At 37.6% G+C, this 24299-nt stretch carries 33 protein-coding genes and 2 pseudogenes; 19 read left to right on the top strand and 16 right to left on the bottom strand.

Annotated features, from left to right (window positions below):
- Nucleotides 1–88: 88 nt before the first annotated feature.
- From NBRC111893_RS00265 to NBRC111893_RS10605, 6 genes are all read left to right on the top strand, one after another.
- Nucleotides 89–595, top strand: coding sequence for an isochorismatase family protein (locus NBRC111893_RS00265; protein ID WP_125007545.1), 507 nt, complete (start codon nucleotides 89–91; stop codon nucleotides 593–595).
- A gap of 263 nt (nucleotides 596–858) precedes the next feature.
- Nucleotides 859–1113, top strand: coding sequence for a class I SAM-dependent methyltransferase (locus NBRC111893_RS11995; RefSeq protein ID WP_369689678.1), 255 nt, complete (start codon nucleotides 859–861; stop codon nucleotides 1111–1113).
- Nucleotides 1088–1411 carry a class I SAM-dependent methyltransferase gene (locus NBRC111893_RS11990; protein ID WP_369689677.1) on the top strand — a complete coding sequence of 108 codons (324 nt, stop codon included), beginning with the start codon at nucleotides 1088–1090 and terminating at the stop codon, nucleotides 1409–1411. The genes NBRC111893_RS11995 and NBRC111893_RS11990 overlap by 26 nt, the downstream gene beginning before the upstream one ends.
- Nucleotides 1396–1581, top strand: a complete 186-nt coding sequence (locus NBRC111893_RS11985) for a hypothetical protein (RefSeq protein WP_369689676.1) — start codon at nucleotides 1396–1398, stop codon at nucleotides 1579–1581. The genes NBRC111893_RS11990 and NBRC111893_RS11985 overlap by 16 nt, the downstream gene beginning before the upstream one ends.
- Nucleotides 1582–1865: 284 nt before the next feature.
- Nucleotides 1866–2072 carry a Cif family virulence factor gene (locus NBRC111893_RS00255; protein ID WP_125007544.1) on the top strand — a complete coding sequence of 69 codons (207 nt, stop codon included), beginning with the start codon at nucleotides 1866–1868 and terminating at the stop codon, nucleotides 2070–2072.
- A 129-nt stretch (nucleotides 2073–2201) separates the two neighbouring features.
- Complete coding sequence (locus NBRC111893_RS10605; protein ID WP_160114413.1) at nucleotides 2202–2375, top strand: hypothetical protein; 174 nt, start codon at nucleotides 2202–2204, stop codon at nucleotides 2373–2375.
- A gap of 121 nt (nucleotides 2376–2496) precedes the next feature.
- On the opposite strand, the gene NBRC111893_RS00250 is transcribed toward NBRC111893_RS10605, so the two are convergent.
- Entirely contained in the window at nucleotides 2497–2850 is a 354-nt protein-coding gene (locus NBRC111893_RS00250; protein ID WP_125007543.1) for a MerR family transcriptional regulator, read from the bottom strand.
- 218 nt (nucleotides 2851–3068) lie between these two features.
- Between NBRC111893_RS00250 and NBRC111893_RS00245 the strand changes: the two genes are divergently transcribed.
- Nucleotides 3069–3809 carry an SDR family NAD(P)-dependent oxidoreductase gene (locus NBRC111893_RS00245; RefSeq protein ID WP_225417511.1) on the top strand — a complete coding sequence of 247 codons (741 nt, stop codon included), beginning with the start codon at nucleotides 3069–3071 and terminating at the stop codon, nucleotides 3807–3809.
- A 99-nt stretch (nucleotides 3810–3908) separates the two neighbouring features.
- Here the strand turns inward: NBRC111893_RS00245 and NBRC111893_RS00240 are convergent, their stop codons facing one another.
- Nucleotides 3909–4484: a TetR/AcrR family transcriptional regulator gene (locus tag NBRC111893_RS00240; RefSeq protein WP_125007542.1), complete on the bottom strand. Its 576-nt coding sequence runs from the start codon at nucleotides 4482–4484 to the stop codon at nucleotides 3909–3911.
- A gap of 241 nt (nucleotides 4485–4725) precedes the next feature.
- Between NBRC111893_RS00240 and NBRC111893_RS00235 the strand changes: the two genes are divergently transcribed.
- The gene (locus NBRC111893_RS00235) at nucleotides 4726–5589 is read left to right on the top strand and encodes an SDR family oxidoreductase (RefSeq protein WP_125007541.1); all 864 of its coding nucleotides are present in this window, start codon (nucleotides 4726–4728) and stop codon (nucleotides 5587–5589) included.
- Between the two features lie 111 nt (nucleotides 5590–5700).
- On the opposite strand, the gene NBRC111893_RS10860 is transcribed toward NBRC111893_RS00235, so the two are convergent.
- Genes NBRC111893_RS10860 through NBRC111893_RS00225 form a run of 3 tightly spaced genes read right to left on the bottom strand, consistent with a single transcriptional unit; the run spans nucleotide 5701 to nucleotide 7416 of the window.
- Nucleotides 5701–6219: a YhaZ family DNA alkylation repair protein gene (locus NBRC111893_RS10860; protein WP_230402916.1), complete on the bottom strand. Its 519-nt coding sequence runs from the start codon at nucleotides 6217–6219 to the stop codon at nucleotides 5701–5703.
- Between the two features lie 40 nt (nucleotides 6220–6259).
- On the bottom strand, nucleotides 6260–6793 hold the full coding sequence (locus NBRC111893_RS10855; protein WP_225417442.1) for a hypothetical protein: 534 nt from the start codon (nucleotides 6791–6793) through the stop codon (nucleotides 6260–6262).
- Between the two features lie 32 nt (nucleotides 6794–6825).
- Nucleotides 6826–7416 (bottom strand): TetR/AcrR family transcriptional regulator, encoded by a 591-nt coding sequence (locus tag NBRC111893_RS00225; RefSeq protein WP_125007540.1) that lies wholly within the window; start codon nucleotides 7414–7416, stop codon nucleotides 6826–6828.
- A 132-nt stretch (nucleotides 7417–7548) separates the two neighbouring features.
- On the opposite strand from NBRC111893_RS00225, the gene NBRC111893_RS00220 reads away from it, so the two are divergent.
- From NBRC111893_RS00220 to NBRC111893_RS00210, 3 genes and pseudogenes are all read left to right on the top strand, one after another.
- Entirely contained in the window at nucleotides 7549–8535 is a 987-nt protein-coding gene (locus NBRC111893_RS00220) for an NAD(P)/FAD-dependent oxidoreductase (RefSeq protein ID WP_160114412.1), read from the top strand.
- Nucleotides 8536–8540: 5 nt separating this feature from the next.
- On the top strand, nucleotides 8541–8864 hold the full coding sequence (locus NBRC111893_RS00215; protein ID WP_160114411.1) for an oxidoreductase dimerization domain-containing protein: 324 nt from the start codon (nucleotides 8541–8543) through the stop codon (nucleotides 8862–8864).
- 257 nt (nucleotides 8865–9121) lie between these two features.
- A pseudogene (locus NBRC111893_RS00210) lies at nucleotides 9122–10292 on the top strand (NADH-dependent flavin oxidoreductase).
- A 242-nt stretch (nucleotides 10293–10534) separates the two neighbouring features.
- Here NBRC111893_RS00210 and NBRC111893_RS00205 read toward each other — a convergent pair.
- Together NBRC111893_RS00205 and NBRC111893_RS00200 are read right to left on the bottom strand one after the other, a co-directional pair.
- Nucleotides 10535–11371 carry an alpha/beta hydrolase gene (locus NBRC111893_RS00205; RefSeq protein ID WP_125007537.1) on the bottom strand — a complete coding sequence of 279 codons (837 nt, stop codon included), beginning with the start codon at nucleotides 11369–11371 and terminating at the stop codon, nucleotides 10535–10537.
- 79 nt (nucleotides 11372–11450) lie between these two features.
- On the bottom strand, nucleotides 11451–11981 hold the full coding sequence (locus NBRC111893_RS00200) for a TetR/AcrR family transcriptional regulator C-terminal domain-containing protein (protein WP_125007536.1): 531 nt from the start codon (nucleotides 11979–11981) through the stop codon (nucleotides 11451–11453).
- Between the two features lie 281 nt (nucleotides 11982–12262).
- Between NBRC111893_RS00200 and NBRC111893_RS00195 the strand changes: the two are divergent.
- The 4 genes and pseudogenes from NBRC111893_RS00195 to NBRC111893_RS00180 all read left to right on the top strand — a co-directional run bounded on the left by NBRC111893_RS00195 (nucleotide 12263) and on the right by NBRC111893_RS00180 (nucleotide 16351).
- Nucleotides 12263–13203: pseudogene (locus NBRC111893_RS00195) on the top strand (ABC transporter ATP-binding protein).
- Nucleotides 13193–14803, top strand: a complete 1611-nt coding sequence (locus NBRC111893_RS00190; protein ID WP_125007535.1) for an ABC transporter permease — start codon at nucleotides 13193–13195, stop codon at nucleotides 14801–14803. The pseudogene NBRC111893_RS00195 and the gene NBRC111893_RS00190 overlap by 11 nt, the downstream one beginning before the upstream one ends.
- An 11-nt stretch (nucleotides 14804–14814) precedes the next feature.
- A complete protein-coding gene (locus NBRC111893_RS00185) occupies nucleotides 14815–15456 on the top strand; it encodes a TetR/AcrR family transcriptional regulator (protein ID WP_125007534.1) in 642 nt (213 codons plus the stop codon).
- 214 nt (nucleotides 15457–15670) lie between these two features.
- Complete coding sequence (locus tag NBRC111893_RS00180) at nucleotides 15671–16351, top strand: metal-dependent hydrolase (RefSeq protein WP_125007533.1); 681 nt, start codon at nucleotides 15671–15673, stop codon at nucleotides 16349–16351.
- 148 nt (nucleotides 16352–16499) lie between these two features.
- Here NBRC111893_RS00180 and NBRC111893_RS10600 read toward each other — a convergent pair whose 3' ends face one another.
- Nucleotides 16500–16661, bottom strand: a complete 162-nt coding sequence (locus tag NBRC111893_RS10600; protein WP_160114410.1) for a hypothetical protein — start codon at nucleotides 16659–16661, stop codon at nucleotides 16500–16502.
- Nucleotides 16662–16791: 130 nt separating this feature from the next.
- Nucleotides 16792–16959, bottom strand: coding sequence for a hypothetical protein (locus NBRC111893_RS10595; RefSeq protein WP_160114409.1), 168 nt, complete (start codon nucleotides 16957–16959; stop codon nucleotides 16792–16794).
- A 427-nt stretch (nucleotides 16960–17386) separates the two neighbouring features.
- On the opposite strand from NBRC111893_RS10595, the gene NBRC111893_RS00175 reads away from it, so the two are divergent.
- Nucleotides 17387–17881: a B3/B4 domain-containing protein gene (locus tag NBRC111893_RS00175; protein ID WP_125007532.1), complete on the top strand. Its 495-nt coding sequence runs from the start codon at nucleotides 17387–17389 to the stop codon at nucleotides 17879–17881.
- A gap of 163 nt (nucleotides 17882–18044) precedes the next feature.
- Here the strand turns inward: NBRC111893_RS00175 and NBRC111893_RS00170 are convergent, their stop codons facing one another.
- Nucleotides 18045–19421, bottom strand: coding sequence for a DHA2 family efflux MFS transporter permease subunit (locus tag NBRC111893_RS00170; RefSeq protein ID WP_225417441.1), 1377 nt, complete (start codon nucleotides 19419–19421; stop codon nucleotides 18045–18047).
- Nucleotides 19402–19860, bottom strand: coding sequence for a MarR family winged helix-turn-helix transcriptional regulator (locus tag NBRC111893_RS00165; RefSeq protein ID WP_125007531.1), 459 nt, complete (start codon nucleotides 19858–19860; stop codon nucleotides 19402–19404). The genes NBRC111893_RS00170 and NBRC111893_RS00165 overlap by 20 nt, the downstream gene beginning before the upstream one ends.
- Nucleotides 19861–20075: 215 nt before the next feature.
- Between NBRC111893_RS00165 and NBRC111893_RS10590 the strand changes: the two genes are divergently transcribed.
- The gene (locus NBRC111893_RS10590; RefSeq protein WP_160114408.1) at nucleotides 20076–20246 is read left to right on the top strand and encodes a hypothetical protein; all 171 of its coding nucleotides are present in this window, start codon (nucleotides 20076–20078) and stop codon (nucleotides 20244–20246) included.
- Between the two features lie 121 nt (nucleotides 20247–20367).
- On the opposite strand, the gene NBRC111893_RS10850 is transcribed toward NBRC111893_RS10590, so the two are convergent.
- From NBRC111893_RS10850 to NBRC111893_RS11740, 3 genes are read right to left on the bottom strand one after another with little or no spacing between them, the layout of a single operon-like run.
- Nucleotides 20368–20514: a hypothetical protein gene (locus NBRC111893_RS10850; protein WP_225417440.1), complete on the bottom strand. Its 147-nt coding sequence runs from the start codon at nucleotides 20512–20514 to the stop codon at nucleotides 20368–20370.
- A 49-nt stretch (nucleotides 20515–20563) separates the two neighbouring features.
- Entirely contained in the window at nucleotides 20564–20956 is a 393-nt protein-coding gene (locus NBRC111893_RS11745) for a Rossmann-fold NAD(P)-binding domain-containing protein (RefSeq protein ID WP_261341414.1), read from the bottom strand.
- Entirely contained in the window at nucleotides 20911–21258 is a 348-nt protein-coding gene (locus NBRC111893_RS11740; protein ID WP_261341413.1) for an NAD-dependent epimerase/dehydratase family protein, read from the bottom strand. Before NBRC111893_RS11740 ends, NBRC111893_RS11745 begins: the two co-directional genes overlap by 46 nt.
- A 241-nt stretch (nucleotides 21259–21499) precedes the next feature.
- Between NBRC111893_RS11740 and NBRC111893_RS00155 the strand changes: the two genes are divergently transcribed.
- Both NBRC111893_RS00155 and NBRC111893_RS00150 read left to right on the top strand, forming a co-directional pair.
- Entirely contained in the window at nucleotides 21500–21877 is a 378-nt protein-coding gene (locus tag NBRC111893_RS00155) for a hypothetical protein (RefSeq protein WP_225417439.1), read from the top strand.
- A 578-nt stretch (nucleotides 21878–22455) separates the two neighbouring features.
- Nucleotides 22456–23307, top strand: coding sequence for a GRP family sugar transporter (locus tag NBRC111893_RS00150; RefSeq protein WP_125007530.1), 852 nt, complete (start codon nucleotides 22456–22458; stop codon nucleotides 23305–23307).
- A 139-nt stretch (nucleotides 23308–23446) separates the two neighbouring features.
- Here the strand turns inward: NBRC111893_RS00150 and NBRC111893_RS10585 are convergent, their stop codons facing one another.
- Nucleotides 23447–23596, bottom strand: a complete 150-nt coding sequence (locus tag NBRC111893_RS10585) for a hypothetical protein (protein ID WP_160114407.1) — start codon at nucleotides 23594–23596, stop codon at nucleotides 23447–23449.
- 48 nt (nucleotides 23597–23644) lie between these two features.
- On the bottom strand, nucleotides 23645–24235 hold the full coding sequence (locus NBRC111893_RS00145; protein ID WP_125007529.1) for a TetR/AcrR family transcriptional regulator: 591 nt from the start codon (nucleotides 24233–24235) through the stop codon (nucleotides 23645–23647).
- Nucleotides 24236–24299: the final 64 nt, after the last annotated feature.

The raw sequence follows: 24299 nt of genomic DNA, 5'->3' as shown, positions 1-24299 counted from the left end.
TCCTGGGGTCACGGACTGATATTATAGTTGCCAGAGTGCAGTTAATAGATATAGTATGAGTTTGTAAACATAAATCAGGGGAATAGATATGATAATTTTTAGGGAAGATAAACGGGCATTAATCGTCATTGATTTACAAAATGGGGTTGGTCCACTAGTTAACAATGCGGACTTAATTAAAAGGGTTAATAAGAGGATTAATTACTATCATAGTCACAATAAACCAATAATTTTTATCCGGCATTCAGATCAAGGCCTTGAAAAGAATAGTTATGACTGGCAATTGGTTGATGATTTAGAAACTAATTCACAGGATTACTATGTTGATAAAACACACGCCGATTCATTTCATAACACGAATTTGCAGACAGTGTTGGATGAGTTAAAAGTTAATGAATTAGAAATCTGCGGCGCGGAAATTCCGTACTGTATTGACGCTACGATCAAAGCCGCGTTTGATCGGGGATACAAACTATTTATGTCCAGAGGAACAGTTTCATCAGAGAATGATGAATCGATACCTTTTCCAATCTTAGTTGAACACTACGAAAAAATTTGGAATCATCGATTTGTAGAATTTATTGATGAGGAATAATGGTTAATAATATAAAACGAAAAGCATCTCTGATCTCAATAATTGAGTTCTGGATGCTTTTCGTTTATTTGAAGAATTATGCTGATTGCATGTTTACTTGGAATATATGATTGAGTTAATAATAAAAAATTGCCTTACTTATGGTCATAAAAGCAAAATTGTTTAAGGACCTATTGACTAGAGTAAGAAAAAACAGATATATTTTTTAGATTTGTAACCAGCGGTATACTGAAGAAAAACAAATTATTAAGGATGGTAAAATGATGAAAAATCCGTATGACGACCCCAAATTTTTTGATGAATATTCACATATGCGGCGTAGTGAAGAAGGACTGAATGGAGCAGGTGAATGGCCTGCACTTGAGGGGCTCCTACCAGATGTTCAAGATATGAATATTCTTGATTTAGGTGCTGGCTATGGTTGGCATGCAAAATATTTTGTCGATCATGGTGCGGCTTCAGTGACTGCAGTTGATTTATCTGAAAAAATGATTGCAACTGCTAAAGGAAAAAAATAATGATTCAAAAATAAGATTCCAAATTGGCGATATTAGCCAAGTTGATTATGATGCTAACGAATTTGATTTAGTATTTTCATCATTAGCGATACATTATTTGCCATCGTTCGATGATTTGATGGTTCACGTTCAACATTATTTAAGACCAAATGGAATTTTTCTTTTTTCGGTGGAACATCCAATATTTACGGCTTCTGGTGATCAAGAATTTGTTAAAAGTGGAGATCGGACAGTGTTCCCTGTTGACCGCTATTTCGATGAAAGTGCGCGAGAGACTGATTTTTGGGCTCGAAAATAATCAAATATCATCGGACAGTAACCACCTATTTAGAAACATTAGTAAAGCGAAACTTTGTGATTGCTGATATCGTAGAACCAACTCCATCAGATAATCTGAAGGAGCTACCAGAGATGGCGAATGAATGGCGTCGACCAATGATGCTGATTGTGAAGAGCATCAAACAATAATCAACCATAATTTTCCAACTTTTACAGATATAGATCAATTGTTTTCTGAGTAATTAATCATGCTTGATTTGTCATGATTTCGCGATAATAACGGCGTTAGTTTGAGTTGACTTTGTCAGTGCTAGGATTGGGAAGTCTTTGAGTGCAGAAGCTTTTGTAATAAATCAACAATCGAAACGTCAAACTTAAAATTATTACTTAATGGACATATTGATATGACACGTTGGGAATCAAGGAATATTTTACATTAAGCGGTTCTGAATATATTTTAGGAGGAGAAAAATATGGGAAACAGTGAAGATTTATTAACGATCATGCAAATGATTACCCAGGCTGATCAATTAGCCAGCCAAAAGGATGCGAAACGATATGTTGCATTGTTCTCTGATGATGGGGCAATTGAAGGGACCCAAGGTAGTGCGATTGGTCATGAAGAGTTAAAAACATGGTCCAAAATGTTTGGAACAAGGAAGGACATACACTTCATCTGACCACGTCCGTGGTTGTTAATAATTTGACGGCTACGACCGCCACAGCCAGTTCGATTCTCCTAATTATTGATTCGGAATCACTTAAAAACGTATCAGTGGCACAAATTAACCACACTTTAGCGCGCATCAATGGGCGATGGTTATTTACGAAGCGCCGGATTTCTTGATCTGGTATTGATGGCGGTCGATTTTATCAGTATTTATTTTGTACCATTCAGTGGCTTGATAATTGCTGTCGTTCAAAATCTAACTTGGTTAATATTAACACCACCTGATTCAGATAAAATTATGGGTGGTCAATAATTTAGTAATATAAAATCCCTGATCTCGATTAACTGAAGTCAGGGATTTTGGTTGAGTTAAAACGCTAAACGGCATTAGATACCTGGAAAAATTTATGGTAAAATAACAGCTTTATTTTGAATCATTTTTCAGAATAATTGGCTTTGTGATTCCGATGCCAATTGGTTTTCATCTCTAGAAATGACATCGTTTCTGCCAATTCTTTTTCTTGCTCACTGATTCTACGTTTGGCATCAGCTAACATTTTTAAAGCAGTTGTGTCATCCATATTATTTGAAAATAACTGTTTGAGTTCAGCAATAGTTACGCCAGCTCTTCTAAAAAGAAGAATCCGTCTGGCTCGTTCGAATTGCTGTTCATCATAGGTCCGATTTCCGTTTGACTGACGGCCAGAGAATATCAGACCAATTTGTTCGTAATAGCGCAGTGTAGAAGTTGGCACACCTAGCTTTATTGATAATTCTGTAATGGTCATATTTAGACCTCCAAAAAATGATTAAAATTCTTGACTTAAAGTAGCTTTAACCGATTATACTACATTTGTTTTTAAGATAATCAATTAAGGAGCACACTAATGAATAAAACAATCGTAATTACTGGAACCGCAAGTGGATTTGGAAGACTAGTTGTAAAGATGTTTTCTGACGCAATTGGAACGTTGTAGCAACTGTTAGAAAAGACAGTGATCTTAATATCTTTGATGAATTAACAAATGTAAAAACTTTAAAGCTGGATGTTAATGATGAACAGGCCGATTTAGACTTTGGTGAATTAGCTAAAAAGCAATTTGGTCGGGTAGATGCATTAATAAACAATGCCGGTTATTTTCAAGCTGGCCCACTTGAAAGCACCACGATGGATCAAATTCACCGTCAATTTCAGACCAATGTTTTTGGTCTAATGGCAGTCAATAAGGCTTTCTTGCCAATCTTCAGAGAACAACGCTCCGGAGTAATTGTCAATGTAAGCTCAATTAGTGCTGAAGAGGGATTCCCTTATACATCGGTGTACGAGGCATCTAAGAGTGCGGTCTTAAGTTTAACTGAAGGGATGAATGCTGAGTTAGGTGATTTTGGAGTGATTGTCAAAGTCCTTCTTCCTGGAAACATGAACACTAATATTTTCAATAAGACCGAAGTGGCTGAACAGACAATTGAAGATTACGTTGAGCCATGGCAACAATTCAACTCAATGAATACCGTGAGATCTAATCCGCAAATTACAGCCGATGTAATGTTTCGAATGGTTACTGATGGGAACAATAAACAAGTCAGATATTACAGTGGGCCTGATGGCGAAGCAGTCCCAAGACTTAAAAAACTTTTGGGTCAACAATGGTTCTGGGAGGAATTTAATCAACGTAATCATGGTAATCCATCTCCAATGTGGAATACATTAATGCCACAGCCTAAAGGAGACGATAGTAATAATTAGGTTAATAATAACTAAATGAAAACACCTGATCTCAATAATTGAGGTCAGGTGTTTTACGTTGTTGGATATTAACAAAGTGATTATGCGATGCGAAATATTTTAAATAAAAGTGAAATCAGTAATTAACTGAATCACCATTTCTTTAGTAAGTTTTGGCGCATAACTTTCATTTGCCAACTTTGCATTGCTGTAGTTTACCACGATAGAAAAGATTGCTTCAGCAATGAATTCTGCAGGTGTCTGATTAATGATTCCGTCACGTTGGTAGCGAGTGATTAATTTAAACATCTCGGTCAAAAGCTGATTGTCGGCAATCGTGGGCAGCTGACTGCGAAGATTAGGTTGGGCCCGAAATGCAGAGATAATTTGAATTGATGCCGGATGATTATCTGCAAATAATAATAATTCAGTCACAAGATCTGCAACTAGATCCTGGGGAGACTTGGTTGTATCAAATACTGGTTCAATAGCATTAATCATCATGCTTTGATGATACAAGAACACTCCGGAAATTAATTCTTCCTTACTTTTGAAGTATGAGTAAATATTTGATTGGGCGCCGTTGATGCGTTTTGCGACTTTGACAGTTGAGGTGCCAGCGACCCCGTATTCGATAATAAGCTCAGTAGCAGCATCAATAATCTGCCGGCGAACAGACTCATTTTTTGGTTTCATAACCACATAATACCAGTAAAGTGGCGATAATTCTATCGTTAATTAACCCCAACATCTTTGCGGGTTACAAGAGGTATCATTTTCGAAAATTAAATAAAGTGAACTAATTTGGTTGACAAGCGATAGTTCTATCGCTATACTCGGTTTTAAGTTTAAACGATAGTTCTATCGCTAAAACGAAGATAAGTATAAATATTAGATGCTCAATTAAAATGCAAACGGAATAATGGAGGAAATTAATATGAAAACATGGTTTATTACAGGTGCAACTGGTGGTTTAGCAACTTCTGTCGTTAGCAAATTACTTAAGCGGGGCGATCGAGTTGCCGCAACTACTCATCGTGAGGGTGCATTATCAGATTTGAAATCACAATATGGTGATCAACTCTGGGAGACCACAATGGATCTTAAAAGTGACCAAGATATTAAGGAAGTCGTCGACAAAGCATTTAATGAGCTTGGAACAATCGATGTCTTATTGAATAATGCTGCGTATGGATTATATGGTGCAGTTGAAGGAATTAGTGCTGAGCAAGTTGAAGATGTGTTCGCAGTTAATCTATTTGGTTCATTAAGTACTGCTAGAGCATTCATGCCCCATTTCCGTGAACAAGGTCACGGGCATATTATCCAGATTTCTAGCATGGCCGGTGAGTATTCAACTCAAGCAATGGGCATGTATAGTTCTTCTAAGTGGGCAGTTGAAGCGGCCTTTGAGGCACTGGCAACTGAAGTAGCACCATTCAATGTTCAGACAACGATTGTTGAACCGGGCGGAATCAGAACGAATTTCGTTGGCGGTGGAGTATTTGGAGCCGATTTACCAGCTTATGAAGGAACAGTTGTCGATCAAATTACTCACCAAATCAAAGGTGACGTACCGGGCATCGATGTTGAAGCATATATCAAAATGATTGCTGGCGATCCACAAAAGATGGCAGATCAAATCATTAAGCGCGTTGATGAAGGTAAGGGTGCCTTGCGGATGACATTGGGTAGCGACTCATACAATAAAATTCATGAGGCGTTATCTAATCGATTAACGGCTCTTGAAAATCAAAAAGATATAGCGTACTCAACCGATGCTGATGATTATCAGAGATAAAATTTTTTAACTGTCGATAAAACCCCTGATCTCAAGTAAGTTGAGATCAGGGGTTACTGTTATTTGCATATTTATGATGATTAAGATGGTTCCTAATAACTACGCATGAATTTATGGAATCGCCAAACCGATATTAGTGTCTGCTATGGGTACAGTATTCACCAATAATTCAATATGATGTGAACCGGGGTATAATTTGCGCGTCGTTAGCTGCTTCCAGTTAATCGCAAAATGTCCATTTAGCGTTTGATGTGATTTTAAGTTAGCTCGTTTGATAAAAAAGTCTTTTGCCGATGTTTGCTGATTTTTTTTAACATAATGTACCCGATAACCAAGATAAAGTGGTAGATCATTATTTGTATGATTGGTAAGTTGGTAATTAAATTCGGTGCTATGATTCAAAGTTACAATATTTGAGGACGCCGTGAATAATATGTTTGCCAGTAACGTTGCATCCCGCTGGCTGTAACCGAGTAGAGCCAGCACGTCTGAATTTCCAGACTTAAAAAGTGTCCGCAGAGCTCGATTAATAACCCAATCAGTATTCTTTGATTCATGCCAATGTGATTTACAGAAGTCGATGACTAGTTGAGGGTGATCTTTGCTAATATCGTTTAGGTTGTTAGCCACACTTTTTTGTACATATTGGCTATTATCATTAATTAAATTTCTAATATTGGAAAATTGGTGCCGGGTCCACGATAAACTGTCTTAGGCGAATTCCCCATGGTAGGCGTGGACGTATACCCTCACTAGCTAGACGTCGTTGGTCTTCATTTTCGCTTTGGGACCAAGTTAGCATTTGTTGGATAGTCTTCTCAGGTGATTCAATTAGAAAGGGCCGAATTGCAAATTCAGATGAGGAAGTTTTAGTTAGAGTACCAAGTGCAGTCATGGAAGTCTGCCAATCATTTTGTCCGTACATGGCGACATAATTTGGTAGACACAAGGCCGCAAAGCCGGTAATCGTCGTACTAATAGCGCACAACACTTTAGTGGCTTGTTTAAAGTCACTGGGTAATTGATGATGAAGTGCTTGGGTAATTCGATCACGACGCTCCATTAGTTTTAATTCTGACCATCCATCATTAACCGTGGCTTGAATAAATTTTGAAGTATCAAAACTGGAATCGTGATCGGTGATGGTCGTTCCTAACTGAGTTAAGAACTCGATTGAATAAACATCTTTTAAAGCAGTTGCCATGGGTTACCTCCGTAACGGTGTTCGTTTAGATCTTACTTTTGGGTTAATACAGGTAGTACAATGCTATCAATAATATCTTCTAATTCGGCTTGGTTAATGGGATGATTTTCAATGACAAAGCTGTATCTAATTAGCTTAAAGAATGAGTTCTTACTGGTGTCGTTGGGTAATTTAGAGATGTCTCCGCGAGTTATTGCGGTTGCAAGTGCCTGATCTAAAATTTCTGTGGTTAGTTTATTAGTGTTAGTTAGCATTTTTTGAACTTTGTTTGGATTACTAGACATGACTGATAAGAGTGCAGTCCGAAAGTTTTGCGGAATTCTTTCAAGCTCAATGATGAAGTACTGGCCAATGAAGATTAGGTCACTGCGTAGAGAACCAGTATCGTAATAACTCAAAGTGTTGTTTCCGTCGGGATTTTGATCATGAATGGCCGCTAACGTGAGATCAAATGGGGAATCCCAATGATGATATAGCACTGAACGACTAGTATTAGATTCGCGAGCAATTCTGGCAAAGCTGATCGCATCGTAACCCTCATTATTTAAAATAGTTAAGGCGTTTTGAAAGATGGCTTGTTCTAAGTCGTCACCTCGACGACGTTCAGTGGTTGATTTATTCATTATATTTACCTCTAACGTACATTATATCCGAAACGTATCTTAATTGTATAGAATGCTTCCTGTATTTATATATTAAAAATAAGATACATGGTGTATTATACAGTCAAACAAAAAATAAAGAGGCAAATAGTTATGAAAATTATCGTCGTTGGAGCATCTCATGGTGGTCAGGCAGCAATTGAAGGAATTATTAATCAATCAAACGTTGAAGTGAAATGGTATGACCAAGGCAACATTGCTGATAGCTTACGGTTATCTCTGGATGACGCTGAACGCAGGTTTGCGGAGTTGGCCAATCAAGGGGTCCGAACGTTTAGTTATTATCAAGCTGTTAAGTTACTGACTGACCAGAAAACACTAAGGGTTACAAATATTCAAACTGGTCAGGAACAAGATGAGCAATATGATAAGTTGATTCTTGCAACTGGGGCTTCTCCAAGCAAATTGCCAGTTCCAGGAGCTGAATTAAATGGGATTTTAACTTTGAGAGATGCGCAGAGCTTGATGCAATTTAGAAAATCAGCTACTGATGAAAACATTAAAAATATTGTGGTAGTTGGTGCTGGTTATATTGGTATTGGGGCTGTGAGTTTGTTCGCTCAAGCCGGTAAGAAAGTGACTGTAATTGATAGTGGCGACCGGATTCTTGGTACATATCTTGATCATGAATTTACAGATGTGATTAGCAAATCTCTGATTGAAAAGAATGTTAGTATTCAAACTACCGAAAGGTTAACTAAATTTGTTGGTAGTGACGATCAAGTGGTAGGGATTGAAACTGATCAAGGAACATATCCAGCTGACTTAGTAATTATGTCAATTGGCGCAAAACCCAATACTAACTGGTTAGCAGGAGAGATTGAATTAGAAAGTAATGGCTTAGTCAAGACCAATGAATTTCAACAAACCAGTAATTCTGATGTGTTTGCAGTTGGTGATATCACCAAGCTACGATATAATCCAGGAGATACTGATATGAATATTTCGTTGGCATCTAATGCTCGCCGACAAGGATACTTGGCCGCCCAAAATTTGACTGAACCAATGCAAGCATTTTCGGGCACGCAGGAACTTCGGCCTGGAATGTTCTTGATTACCAATTTGGCACGACTGGCCTGAACGAAGTGACTGCTAAGCGGTTAAACCATGAGATCAAAGGTGTCTACCTAGAGGAAATGGTTGGAACTGATTTGAACTTTCACAGTCAGGAAAAAGTTCAATTCAAATTAATTTATGACCCAGTTAATTTCCAGATTCTGGGTGGTCAGGTTATGTCAAAGGCCAATATCTCAGATTTTATCAATACAATTTCGTTAGCTATTCAAATGGAAATGACAATTGAACAGTTGGCCGATGCGGACTTTTTCTTCCATCCAAGTCAAGGCAATGAAGAAAACGTTATGAGTGCTGCTGCCCACAAAGCGGTTAAATTGGAACACTTAGATTAACCAAGATATTTGCTTGGATACGATTTAGGTTTAACTAATAAACATCCCTGATCTCAAAAATCGAGTTCAGGGATGTTGAGTGTTGACGTCTAGTGAAAGTTTATTCGCTTCAAATACCCCAGTCCTAGCCAATTGTTACTTATTAGTAACTAAGGAAAGTTAAAGTGCCTACTTCACGACATACTTACTTTTAGTTAGAATGAATTAGCAAGTTAAGTCACTATGAACTTTTATTATTTCTCAGAGGAGATGGCCCAATGGCTAAGTATAAATTTTTACAACCTTATACATTTAAGAATGGTGTTCAAATTAAGAATCGTATTGTGATTCCACCAATGACAGAAGCTTCGGCTTTACAAGATGGCACGGTATCAATGGATGAGTTACGCTATTTCGATCTTCATACCGGTGGCGCAGGGATGTTCATTGTCCCAGTTGCCAATGTATCTGAAAATGGTAAAGGATTTGAAGGTGAACTTCTATTGCTGACGATAAATTTTTGCCAGGCTTAACGAAATTAGCTTCGACAGTTAAGCGAAATGGAACTAAGGCCATTTTGCAAATCTTCCACGCTGGTCGAATGAGTAATTCAAAAATTCTTCGTGGTGCACCAATTGTTAGTGCCAGTGCCGTTGCGGCCCAACGACCTAATGCGGAAACTCCTCAGGAATTAACCAACGATGAGATTGAACAAATTATTGCAGACTTTGGTGAAGCAACTCGACGAGCAATTAGCGTCGGCTTTGATGGGATTGAATTACATGGTGCTAATACCTATTTAATGCAACAATTCTTTTCACCACACTCTAATCGAAGAACTGATAAGTGGGGTGGATCAGTTGAAAAGCGCATGACCTTCGCTCTGGAAATTATCAAAAAGGTTAATCAAGTGGTTAAGGATAATGCAGCTTCACCATTTATTGTTGGTTACCGGATTTCACCAGAAGAGATTGAGGAACCAGGAATTCGCATCGAGGATACGTTAAAGTTTGTAGATATGCTAGCTGATCAAAAAATTGATTATTTGCATATCTCAATGGGGAATGCATGGCGCACATCTTTGAATAACCAAGATGATAACGAACCCCTCATTGAAAAATCAAACGACAAATTAACGGTCGGATCCCTTTGATTTCAGTTGGTTCGGTGGAAACGCCTCAAGATGCTGAAAAGGTTATGGATGCTGGCATTGACTTTGTGGCCTTAGGTCGGGAAAGCTTACGTGAACCTCACTGGGTTCAAAAAGTTGAGGCTGGTCAAGAAATGGCTATTCGATACACAGTAGCTCTTTATGACTATCCAGAATTAGGAATCAATCCATCATTTAAAGAATTTTTGGATATGTTACACACCGATATGCATATTGTCGGTGAAGATAACGCAAAGGATGATTTTAAGGGTCATCTTGGATCACTAGAAGGTAATTAGTGCCATTACTTAATAAAATTACAACAGCTATGTATGCTGATATTGATGATGCCAATCCTACGTTAGGGGTTAAGTTTCATTGGTCGGTAATTGAAACAGTTTAAGGATTAGTATGGCGTACTACAAGCTTTGGCTTCAGTTCATAATGTAAAATACTGGTCGTAAATAAAAACACCTGAACTCACGTAATTGAGTTCAGGTGTTTTTAGTGTTTTATGTTAGTTAACTAATAACGCAGCGCTTTACTTGAAATTAGGATTATAGAATGACATCGCCTGTTTAAATATAAATTCTGGTTCGTCAATGGGTAACCAATGACCACCATTAACGGTGACGTAATTAAATTTACCGGCCAGATATTTACTTGAGTTTTTCATTTGCGCTTCACTTAAGTAGAGGTCGTTCATCCCATAGATCCCTAATATAGGGATTTGGGATTGCGGGATAGCAGGAGTTTGCGAATTATCATGAGGCTCTAAGTTTGCCCGGTATAAGTTCAGGGCGGCAGTGAATCGGCCCTCGCGTGATAACTCTGGTATCCAATGGCTGTCTAATTCAGGATGATTTTGGGTAAATGTCCGCAGGCCTGCCCAATTATTTTGAGAAAACAATTCTTCAGATAATCCTTCAAATAAGAACGCCATGGTGTACCAACCCTTTTTCTGTTGTTCAAAGCCGCCATCTTTGGCGTATGAATAAGGATGGCCGACACTGATTGCAATATATGATTCAAACTCTGACTGATAAAAGCTTGCCAGCATCCAACCAATGTTAGCGCCCCAATCATGAGCAATTAATTTGACTGGTTGATCAATGTTAAGAAATTTTTTTAGTTTGAGAATATCTGCCATGATTAATTGAATAGAGAAATCTGCGACATGCTCTGGAATAAATGATTGGCCAAATCCGCGCATATCAGGGGCAATAACCCGATATCCTTGATTAACGAACATTGGAATTAATTTTCGCCAAACGTCAGCTGAATCTGGGAACCCATGTAACATGAAAATTGGTTCACCTTGGCCTTCGTCATAGTAAGCAATTGTTTGATCTGATGTTTTCATATATTTTCTGTTCATAATAAACGTCCTCCTTGGGGGAAAGTATAGCTAATTGTTTAATGTAAATCATTACCCAAAATATTAATAATGGGTAAGCTTACCAATTATCAATATACTTTTGCGTGAAATTGATTAGACCGTTGAAATTATCAACAAGTTTAGTTTCAGTTGGGGAGAAGTAATGCTTGATCCATTGGAATACTAGGCCAACCCAACCATTAGCAAAGAATTGTGCATAAAATTCGATTTTGTCAGTTATTTCGGCAGATAATTCGATAAATAATTCGGTGAATAATTTCTCCATATGTTCACCGAATACGCTTTTCCAGGTACCATGATCCGTCAAGACTGTTGCATGATAAAATTTTCCTGATTGGCGATATGAGCTTAATAATTTTAAGGCATTTGATTGCCAGTTAGTTTTATTAGTTACTGCCAAGTTAAAATATCGATTAATATCGTCTAAGTAAATGGTTGTTAATAATTCATATTTATCGCTAAAGTAGTAGTAAAATAGCTTTCTTTCAATATGTAGTAAGGTGCATATTTTACTGATTCTAACTTGTTCAAAGCCAACTTCTTCAGATAGATGTTTGAAGGTGCTAATAATATTATCCCGAGTATTCATTCAAGTTAACCACCTGTATAGATTAATTTATTTTAGTGCATAAATAGTTTTATTGATTAATTAACTAACTATAGCAAATATGGATTAATTATTTGAAGTAAAGCCATGAATATCTTTTAAACTGAACCTTCAGTTAGCAATGATCAGGTGTGTTTATAACCGATTAGCATATCTGAAGCTTATTCAAAATATTTGGGTTTCACTTGGTTATTGACTGGCTAGTCATTGACTTGCGGGTCAATGCGAAATATAATCTAGGTGAAATCAAGGGAGGCGATATTATGACAACAAATAATGTGGTTCTACATCTAGATCATTTACAAAAGACATTTGGAAAATTCAAGGCTTTAAAAAATGTTACGTTTGATGTTAACCAAGGCGAGGTATTTGGATTCATCGGCCCTAATGGTGCTGGAAAATCTACTACCATTCGAACTTTATTAGGAATTCTAAAACGCACGGCTGGTGAAGCAACTATCTTTGGTGAAGATGTCTGGACCGACCGAGTTTCGATTCATAAACGAATCGCTTACGTACCAGGTGATGTTTATCTATGGCCCAACCTAACTGGTGGTGAAATCATTGATTTGTTTTTGAAATGAATGACAACCAGCATACTCAGCGGACCGATGATTTAATCGATAAGTTCGCGTTAGACGTCACTAAAAAAGTGCGGACTTATTCAAAGGGGAATCGGCAAAAGGTTGCTTTAGTGGCCGCATTCTCAACTGACGCAGATTTATACATCTTCGATGAACCGACTTCTGGACTGGATCCATTGATGGAAGAGATTTTTCAACAAGAAGTCTTGCAGTTAAAACAAGCGGGGAAGAGTATTTTACTTTCCAGTCATATTCTGTCAGAGGTTGAACGGATGTGTGATCGAATTGGGATTATTCGAGATGGGGAAATTATTGAAACTGGAACGTTGGATGAGATGAGACATTTAACTCGAACACAGATTACGGTTACCACTAAGGAACCCACTGATGAGTTATCCCAAAATTCGGCCGTGCATAATATTGATTCCAGTCAGCAAATTGCTAATAAAGTGACCTTTGCAGTTGATTCTGAAAACATTGAGAAGATTATGCAGTATTTAACCACCAAAGGGATTGTGGCGTTGCAAAGCACGCCACCCACTTTGGAAGACCTGTTCTTACGATATTACAAACAAAGTTCTGATCAAACCGGATCAGAGGTGAGTGATCATGAGCAATAACTTTGATAAGACTGGATTTTTAACCAGATTTGGAATTTGGCGGGATCGGTGGAGTCTAATTACTTGGGTGATCTGCTTGGCAGGATTGATGGCGGCGGTCGCCTATAAGTTTGAAGATATTTATGGCACGTCAAGCTCAATCGCCGCGATTGAAAATACTTTGAAATCGCCGGCAATGGTTGCTTTATTTGGTAATTTTAATACGCCGATGCATCGTAGTGCTGATGTGTTTGGAACTGAAATGATTATCTTCATGGCGTTGATGATGGTTATTATGAATATTTACTTTGCGATTCGAGGCTCTCGAGGCGAAGAAGACAGTGGTTTAACCGAATTGTTAGTTGCCCATTCAATTGGTCGAATGGCAAACATTATGGCCATTTCCGTTGAACTCATACTAATCAATATTGTAGTTGGCTGCTTGTTCGGGCTGGGCATTCAACTTAGTGGAATGCCTGGTGTTGATGCGAATGGCGCTTGGCTGTTAGGCATGGTGTTGGCGGCAGTCGGATGGTTCTTCGGCATGGTAGCGCTGTTTAGCGCCCAGATTGCAGATAACGCACGAGATGCTACTACAATTAGTTATGGAATTTTCGGATTGTCTTATATCTTGCGAATGTATACTGATTTAAAGCATCCAGCAGCTACGTGGATTAATCCTTTTGGCATCATTGAAAAAATTTCGGCCTTTCACGAAAATGATTGGTATCCAGTATTCATACTAACTATCTTAAGTTTGGCAGTTTGGCTGCTAGTTTTATTTACCAGCCAACATCGAGACATCGGTGCTGGATTGTTTGCTACACGACCAGGTAAGGCAAAGGCAGGTCGTTTTTTGCGCGGACCAATCAGTCTGGTGATAAGACTTCATCGAACCAGTATGATTGTTTGGACGGTAGGATTATTTATCTTGGGAACCACCTATGGATCAATTTTTAATACGATTGGTGATATTTTAAAAACTAATCCAACGATGCAAACCGTATTTGGCAAAGCAGTCGTTAATACAGCCAATCATCAAATCTTGCTTAACTTTGTTGCGGTAATTGCAATTGTGTGTGTTGGTCTGGCGGCAATCCCGGCGATACAGGTGATGAATAGTCTTAAAAGAGACCAAACTAAGGGTTATCTTGAAAATGTTTTTGCCAAGAGAGTTTCTAGAATTCATGTTTTTGTGAGCTATTTAATCACAGCAGTTATGGCAGGTGAACTAAGCTTTTTGGCATCCCTAATGGGACTGTATGTTGCTGGTAATTCAGTGCTAACTCATGGAAAATTAGCTTTTCAAGTTTATTTAAACGTGTTTATTGCATACAACCCGGCCATCCTGACGGCTGTCGCCATTTCAGCATTTTTAATTGGTGTGTGGCCTAAAGTCGTCCTGATATCGTGGGCCTATGTTTTCTATGGGATCTATTCTATGTATTTGGGAAGTCTGTTAAAATTACCAGATTGGGCTAAGAGCTTTAGTGCCTTCGGCTGGGCTGATCGAGTGCCAGTGAATGCGGTTAACTATGGTTACTTCAGTGTATTAATGATGATAACCGTTGGGGTGATTATGCTTGGGATTTTGAGTTACCAACGGCGAGATTTAAGTTAAGGGGTTAGAATATGGAATCAACCAAACCAGTACCTAAAGATCCGGAAAAAGTCGCGCGGATTTTAAATAGCTCGCTTAAAGTTTTTGCAGATAATCGTTACCAAAGGACCAAAGTGGATCAAATTGCCGAGATGGCAGAAGTTTCCAAAGGCATCATCTTTAGATATTATGACAGTAAGTTTGGCTTATATAAAAGTACTCTCCAGTTTGCCGTGACCAATATTATGGATTTCGCCGATCTTTCAGTTTGGAAAGATTCCAAAGATTTGACGGAAATGATTATCCGGGCCACCAAATATAAAATGCAACTCCAAATTAAGTTCCCCAATGAATTTAAACTGCTCCTTGATGCCTATAGTGATGTAAATGACTTTAACGATGAGGACCGAGAAGTGGTTCATCAAATCGTTGGAGTTGATTTAAATAGGGCAATGGAGCTTAGTGGTCCCGTTTTGGAACGACTTAATATTCGCAATGATGTGGATACGGAATTAGTTCAAGGTATGTTTAATGCTATCATGCTTCAGATTGGTGAAGAGACTAAAGCATATATGAAAAGACATCCCAATGGTGATTTAAGTCATATGACGGAAATTATCCAGCATGCTGAAGGCTATATGGAAATTTTTGAACGAGGCATTAGTGAAAAATAATTAATAAAACATCCCTGATCGGAAGTAGTTGAAATCGGGGATGTTTTATGGCTAAAGTTGTACGACTAATTAGTAATACTCACATGATAGATGTGGTATGTTTTATTTATAAAAGTGAATTCGCTGAACATATACAAGTGGTTTAGAAGGCCTAATCTCAAACTGCACAGCGATGCTTGTCAGCTCATTTAATTCTGAAATGGAGGAAAAATTAATGGAAATTATTTATCATGGTCATGCCTGTTTAGAGGCCCGTTTAGATGATGGCACAGTATTATTGGTGGATCCTTGGATCACTGGTAATCCACAAACAGATTTAACATTGGACGTTAAGTGCGACTATATTTTGGTGACGCACGGGCATCAAGACCACAGTGGCGACATGATTGAGGTTAGCCGGCGGAATCACGCACCAATTATTGGCATGCCAGAGTTAGTCCATTATGCTGAAAGTCAAGGAGCGGTTGAAGGTCATCCGATGAATCTGGGTGGTAAGTGGCAATTTCCATTTGGCGAAATTAAGATGATGCATGCCCAACATAGCTCTAGTTTAGTAATTAATGGTCTGCCAGTTTATATGGGAGATGCTTGTGGCTTTATGTTAACGGTTGATGGCAAGTCGGTATACTTTGCCGGCGATACTTCAAATTATGGTGACATGGCGTTGTTTGGTAAGGGATTTGATATTGAGCTAGCTGTTTTACCGATTGGTGGTAACTTTACCATGGGCCCTGAAGAAGCAGCGAGTGCCGCAAAGCGGTTGAATGCCAAGCATGTCTTACCAATTCACTACAATACATTTCCAATGATTAAACAGGATCCAACTAAATTTGCGGGTCTACTACCTGATGGCGTGGTTGAGATCGCACAATCAGGCGAATCGGTGACCGTTTAATTCAGAAAATTGGCAGTGCATAGTAAGCTTTGGTTAACTTACACCAAAAACACCTGATCTTAAGACAATAAGGTCAGGTGTTTTGTATTATTATAATCGATTTACAATAAGCGACTGTCGTTAATTAGTAATTAAAATCGTGATGTTCTTACGATTTTTGATCATGGTAGGTGCCAAAAGTTAGGAACATACCTATCACGCTGACTAATAATTCACCAGCTCCTTGCCAGTAGCTATGTGAAATGAAGCTACTAATAGCTAATAGGAGAAGAATAATGGTAACGACTAGATAAAAATAAAATTTAAGCATGCTAATATGCCTCCTAAGCATTAAGTCCAGATTCAAACAATCAGGCTATCTGAAATTAGATAACATCCTAGTGATTAATATTAAGATAATAAAGGCATAACTATGGAAAGTAGGGATGAATTTAAATAAATTATTTTCGTTTATGGAAGATTTTGAAGGCTAGAATAAGCATTAAAACTATTAACATAAACGCGACGGCTTTAAAGAGGGGACGATCATTACTATTAGCTGCCACGACAATGAACGCAAGAAAAAGCGAAGCAAGTGCTGGTGTACTGTTTGAAATAGGTTTATTCATTTTAAATTCCTCCCCAGATCGTTATTAAGAAGTGATAAAAATGTCGGTGATTTATCTTATTATCTTATCTAATTATCAATAGTATACATCTTGTTAGAGAAAGTAGGATAATAATGGATGCAATACATAATCTGCATAGTTCGATAGGGTGTCTAGCCAGCCTGCTTTGAATAAGATAGTAAATAGCTATGATATAGATTAGTGAAGACAAAAATTAAGCACGTTGAAAAGACGGTTCTAAATTACTATAATTGTTGCTATATTTATATTTTTCAAAATTTGGAGGTGTAAATAAATGTTTAAAGCGTCATTATTCGAATGTGATGTTCCCGTTATTTGCTAATTAGCGGATAGTGTCCGCTGATGGTTACAGATAATCACTGAAATCTAAGCGGGGGAATAAGTATAACTTCCTTATGATTCGGTAATTCAAGCTACCAAAAAAATTTATAAGACGCTTGGAAAGGATCCAGCACGTTTTCGCCCTTCGTCGGATAGCTTGTGGCGTAGAGTAGTTAAGGGGCAAGAATTATATCAGGTTAATTCACTGGTGGATTTAAATAACTATTTATCTTTGAGCTATCATTTGCCATTTGGCAGTTATGACGTTGATAAGTTAAGGGGTGAATTGCGGTTGACCATAGGTGGTTCAGGTCAGACATATCATGGAATTGGAAAACAAGCGATTGATCTTAGCAATTTGCTGATTCTTAGTGATGATGAGGGGCCATTTGGCAGCCCAACTTCAGATTCAATCAGAGCGATGATTAATGATGATACAAGTCATGCAATAATTGTGGGATATGGTTTTAGTCAGTCTGTAGATCAACAACAAGCTATTCAAAAAAAGACTGCTCACACTACGCGAAATTATTTGTTAGATACTAAGATTGAAAATCAATGGATTTCAAATCATGAGTAACTGGTTGATATAAACTGAATATCTTGTAGGATACATTAGTTTATAATGTTCAAAATTCAGGGTTGTAATTAACAGTAGATTATTAAGCACCAATTAAAACCGCCTGACCTCAATGAATGAAGTCAGGCGTTTTTATTATCTATATTAAATCGACATCTGTTTATTACCAATTTTGAAAACAAAATGGAACAAAGACAAAGTTAATTAAAATTAGGATGCCAACGAATATGAAAGTATGTTGAGTACCTGATTGCATAACTGTCGCAGCGTTTGAGCCAGTTCCGGATGCTAGGAAGCTGGAAGCAATTGCAGTTCCAATTGAGCCAGCGAATTGTTGCATGGTATTAAAAATCGCATTTGCATCGGCTTCTTTTTCTGGACCTACAATTGTTAAGGTATAAGTCATCGTATTATTGAATGACATGGTCATTCCGATTGCAAATAGGATGTAGTAAATTAAAATCATGATTGCAGATAAATGGAAACTAAAGGCAGCAAATAAGATGATTGCTAAAAAGTAGACTGCATTACCAATGGTAATTGGCCGCTTTGCGCCTAGTGAATCATACATTTGACCCCAAAGTGGATTTAATAAGCCACCAATTAAACTACCGGGGAGCATGATTAGTCCGGCAATCAAAGAAGTTGAATGATCAGCAATTTGACTGTAGTTTGGTAAGACAAAGTTAATCCCGATGTTAGTAAATTGAATGAACACGTATGCGAGTAACGCCATTGAAAAGACAGGATTCTTGAAAATATCAATATTAACTAGGACCCGTTTGCTGTGGTTAGATACGTAAATGAATGCCCATAAGGAAATGACCATGATAACTAAGGCAATTCCGAATTGACCGTTGATCCAGCCAAACTCACTAACGGTATTAAATCCGAGCGTCAAACTCATAAAAATGATGGCCAGTAAGAATAATCGAAGCCAATCAAATTGTTCTTTTCTTAATGGGGTAATTTGTTCAATTGATAAGCCCATGACTAAGCCAATGATCATTAGGGGCAGGACAATCCAGAAAATTTCCCGCCAACTTAAGAAGTAAACGACGATCCCACCAAATGTAGGACCAAGGGCAGGAGCCAGGGAAACCGTTAGGCCACCAAGGCCCATATAAATTCCTCGTTTAGCAACTGGGGCCCGTTCTAAAATGATATTGAATAGTAGTGGTAAAGAAATTCCGGTTCCAATCGCTTGAATAATGCGACCTAAAAGTAAGATTGGAAAGTTACCGGCTAGGGCACAAATTAAATCGCCAATAATTGCAAAGATAGCGCCGGCCATAAAAATATTTCGTTCTTTAAAGCGGCCTTTAATATAAGACGAACAAACAATTACCAAAGATACCATCAATAAGTAACCAGTGGTTAACCATTGAATAGTACTTAAACCAACATTAAATTGTTTGGTTAAAGTGGGAAAAGTAACATTCATTGAAGTTTCAATTAATACCCCAATGAATGCCATTAAAGCTGCAGCCGCGATAGATAGGATATCACGGGGAGCCATTTTAGTCGTATTTTGTTCCATTTTTTTCTTTCTCCTGTTCATGTGATAAAGCAGATTTTAATAATAATGGTTGAATAATATTCCGTTCTTCATCCGTTAAATTACCAAACGCTAATTTTTCAGCATGCTTGGTTAATTCAATCAGTGGTTTTCTTAATGCCTCCCCCTCTGAAGTAAGATAAAGTCGGCTAACTCGTTTGTCCTGCTCATCAGGTCGACGTTCCAAGTATCCTAGCTTGATTAATTTAGCGACAGCGCGCGTGATAGTACTATGATCTAAAAACATGATTCGCGTTAGCTCATCTTGGGAAGTGCCCGGATGATCATAAATGAAAAAAATGAAAAAATAATTATTTTCGTTCAATCCATATGGCTTAACGTTTCGTTTTAAATCATTTTGAATAATTCGGCTGAGGATGCTAATGCCTTGAACTCGATCTTGATTAGAGTTGGATTCCATTTAAATCAGCTCCTTTTTATGTGCGTTTGCACATATTTGACGAAGATTAGTGTAAATCTGATTTTCATGATTGTCAAATTTGTTTTCATAGCTATGTAAATTCATGAATGGCTTTCATTCTAATTAAAGCTAAAAAATTGAGGTGATTGAATCCATTGACAGGATATTCTCTGAGTGACTATTCTTAATGTAAAAGACAAATTGGAGGAAGCATAATGCAATCATTTAAGGCTGGGGATATGGTGAAATTGCCACAGAAACCTTGGCAAGGCGTGATGGGTGTTGTAATTTTCTATGATGTTAAACGGGATCGATATTTAGTTCGGATTGGTGCGGATCAGCAAATTTACTTCGGAGCCGATGAAATCGTTCCATATACGAAATAAGAGAGACAAGTCTGTTATAATTAAATTACGGTTACTCTCAATAAATAGAAAGCCCTGACCTCGTTAGTCGAGATCAGGGCTTTTATTGTTAACTTGATTTTCTGATAGTTAGTCTTTATAGCTATTTATCAGTAACAATTCCCAAATCAATCATGGATTGGGCGGTTGCAATGATGGCTTCGTTAGCTGACCGAGGACGCCATCCTAATAAGGTTTTAGCTTTTTCATTACTAGTGTCAGCAAAATTACCAACTAGAGTAGCGGTCATTCTAAGCATTGGGTTATTTTGACTTGAGCTTTCAATATTTCATCAGGGATTACAGTGGTTGGGATTTCATTAGTAAATTGGGGAAAGCTTTGCGAAGAATATTTACGACATCAAGCATAGACAGGGTTTCTCCAGTAGTGGTTAAGAAACGTTCTCCATTTGCTTTGGGACTTGTCATAGCTAAAATATGAAGACTGGCAACATCGCGGACATCAATGTAGCCGGAATTGATATTTGGAACGGCTGGAACTTTGCCAGTTAATAGTTGCACAATTTGTTGATTAGAGTGGGAAAAGTCACTTGCAAGAACAGGCCCCATCACTCCAACTGGATTAATGGCAGTCATTTCCATACCACTTCCTTCAGTTTTAATAAATTTCCAAGCGGCCTTTTCAGCTAATGTTTTTGAGCGTTGATATGGATCGAGATTTTGATTGTCCAATTCGTCCAACCTTTTTCTGTGAATGGTTTCGTTCGATCAGTGTGGCCCATGCCAATCGCGCCATAGGCGGATGTTAAGACAACACGCTTTACACCAGCATCCCGTGCATGGGTTAGAACCCGAATATTGCCATTAATTGCTGTAGTTGTCATTGCATCGGGGTCAATAAATTCACTGGTTGGAGTTGATGAGGCCACACTCATGACGTAATCTGTATCTTGCATAACTGCATCCCAATGATTGTCATTTGTTAAATCAGCCTCTACAAATGATATAGGTACGCTCCAAATGACAACTTTCAATGCGTTGATGGAATAATGATTTTACAGTCAATTAATAGTGGTTTAACGATACCGAGTAGTTGGTATAATAGTGTTAGTTTTGGGATGATTGATTCCATTATCATATTAAAACATTCGTTGACTTTTTAAAAAAATAGATGATATACTCATAAAGTATTTACTGCGTATAATTGATCAGCGTAAAGCACACAATAGTGTCTTTGCGCTTTTTTGCGCAAAGACGAAGAAAGAGGATAAGATTTTGGATTTTTATATGAAGTTACCACGTAATGGAAGGGAATTTAGCTTATTTTTATTCGTCGTATCGATTTTATCAGTTAACATTATTGCCCCAATAATTTCTGGTTTGGAAATGGGTTTTAGTTTAGACACCTGGAAGCATACTTTAGAAGTATTACCATTTATTTGGATAGCGGTTGTTTTACTGGTTTTATTGACGTATATACCTGCCTCAAAGTTAACCAGGCAGTTAATTTCCAAGGAAGATAGTTTTAATGCACACATGATTATTAATTGCCTTGTAAATGTAATGATGATGTCGATTTTCCTGACAGTTATTGGAAGCTGGATCGGCATGAGAGCTGTTTCTTGGCAACCCATTGAGCAATTTTTTTTATAAATGGCCACGTAATTTTACGGTTGCGTTTCTAGTAGAGGCTTGTATTGCCCAACCAATTGCTCGTCTGATTATCTTAAAAAAGCATAAATGGGATTCAGTGAAAAGTATTAAATCTATAAAAAATAATAATGATACTGAATAACTAAATACTATTAACTATCAATAAAATCTCCTGATTTCAAAGAAATGAGATCAAGGGGATAAAGTATTTGATGAGATTGCCAATGATCAAATATTATATATGCAGCAAAATAATGCTGATTAGTCGAGAAATTTTGTGTATTATGCATGATAATTTATAGAAACATCCAGTCTAAAATTCAATCTAGACTGGATGTTTTTTTAGTTATATTTGAAAAAATAATCATTGGATTTTTATGACAAATCTAATGAAAGCGAGTACAATTCTTAATATGGTGGTTCAAATTATAAATCAATGAGTCATCAGTTTAACTATATTATATGAATTTAGTTATATCATGCAGACTGAAATGGTTGATGATGAAGTTGTTATATTAAGCGTTTCCATGTGGTACATACTAAAGTTAGTTAAAGTTTAAGAATGGGATGGGATAAAAATGGGGATTTTAATTGCGTTAATTCCAGCATTAGGTTGGGGTGTCCAACCAGTAATTCTAGGTAAGATTGGTGGTAAACCAACTAACCAGATTTTAGGAACTGGAGTGGGAGCTCTGATAGTTGGAATTCTTGTTCAGATGTTTACGTCGCCAAGTTCGTTATCTTGGCAAGCGTTTGCAATTAGTATGTTAGCTGGGATGGCTTGGGTGCTTGGTCAAGTTGGTCAATACAAAGTGTTACCCATTTTAGGGGTTTCCCAGACGATGCCACTAACAACTGGCTTACAGTTGATTGGTACTTCATTAATCGGGGTTATTTTCTTCGGTGAATGGAGCGGGGTAATTAGTAAAGTTGGCGGATTTGCTGCCATCGCCTTAATCGTGATTGGATCAGTATTAACCTCATATACTGAGGGTGGTAACCGGTCTGATGGACTTTACCGTGGATTGGCAATTTTAGTGCCAACTAGTATTGGTTACTGGATTTATAGTGCACTACCTAAAACTCTTAGTGCATCAGGATTATCGATGTTCTTGCCAGAAATGATTGGTGTATTTTTAGGAGCTGTGATTTACGTTTTGATTACAGATCCTAAGGCTGTGAAAGCAAGAACTAGTTGGCTATCAATGATTATTGGTTTAACATTTAGTATCTCGGCCTTAGCTTACATTTACTCAGCTAAAGCTAACGGGGTGGCTACAGCTTATATTATTACGCAACTAAATGTGGTGGTTGCTACATTAGGTGGCCTAGTTGTCTTGCATGAACATAAGACTCGACGAGAATTAATTCTAACCTTGTCAGGATTGGTGTTAATCGTTGCTGGTAGCATTGTAACGGTATTCCTATAAAAATAATATTTTGAATTAAATCTCACTTTTTAATCGGTAAACGGAACATAAATAGATAATGTTTAATTGTTAGCAATATGATGAAGCAAAAAGGCTAACCTCGAAGGAGGCTAGCCTTTTTGACTTTAATTGATTGGGATTACCAATTCACTTTACCATTCACGTTACTAAAGGTATCAGTAATGTTGTTGGTAGGTAAGGTTGTCAATTCAATGGTTCCAGCCACCCCGACTTCGACAGAATTAGCTCCAAATTCTGTGGATACTAAGTCGTCGAAAATTCCGATCAAAAAATAAAAAGCTCCCTGGCCTCAAAAGCGAGATTGGGTAGCAATTTTTTACTCTAAATACAATGGCAACAAAATATTATCAACAAGGGATGTAATAAGTTCATCATTAACTTCATCTTGGACCATGATATGGTACCGAATTAGTTCAAACGGTAAGTACTTAGTATCATCAGTTAGATTATCTTTGACAAGTTCGCCACGTTTTTTCGCTCTAGCTAAAGTATTATCAATCGCTTGCCGGTCGATATCTAAGCTGTCAGTAATATAACGTTGAATCGTACTACTTTCATCGGAGCTTAGTTGAAATACCACTCGCCTAAATAAATTTTCACCAATAAAATTAACACTAATCATGAATCGATTCATTAGCTGAATGAGATCTGCTCGGATTGAATCGCCAGTCAACACATAGTCACTAAGTGACCCTTGGTTGTTTTTGCGAATTCGATCTTGGGCAGCGTTTATAGCAAGTTCAAATGGAGTATCCCAGCGACGATAAATCACCGGTTTACTAGTTTGAGCTGCCTCGGCAACTTTTTGAAAAGTTAAATTCTCCAGTCCCTCATTATCAATAATATCTAGTGCTGCACTGAAAATGGCATCCTCAAGTTCAGAACCACGCCGTCTGGTTTTGGTCATCCTTCCACCCCATTTAAGATACTTTTGGTTTCTTATTGACTTTTGATTTCTCTAGTACTAATAT

The organism is Lentilactobacillus kosonis (assembly GCF_003864335.1).
GTDB lineage: Bacteria > Bacillota > Bacilli > Lactobacillales > Lactobacillaceae > Lentilactobacillus > Lentilactobacillus kosonis.
The sequence above is the reverse complement of the archived record's forward strand: the minus strand, read 5'-3'. Positions and strand labels throughout refer to the sequence as shown.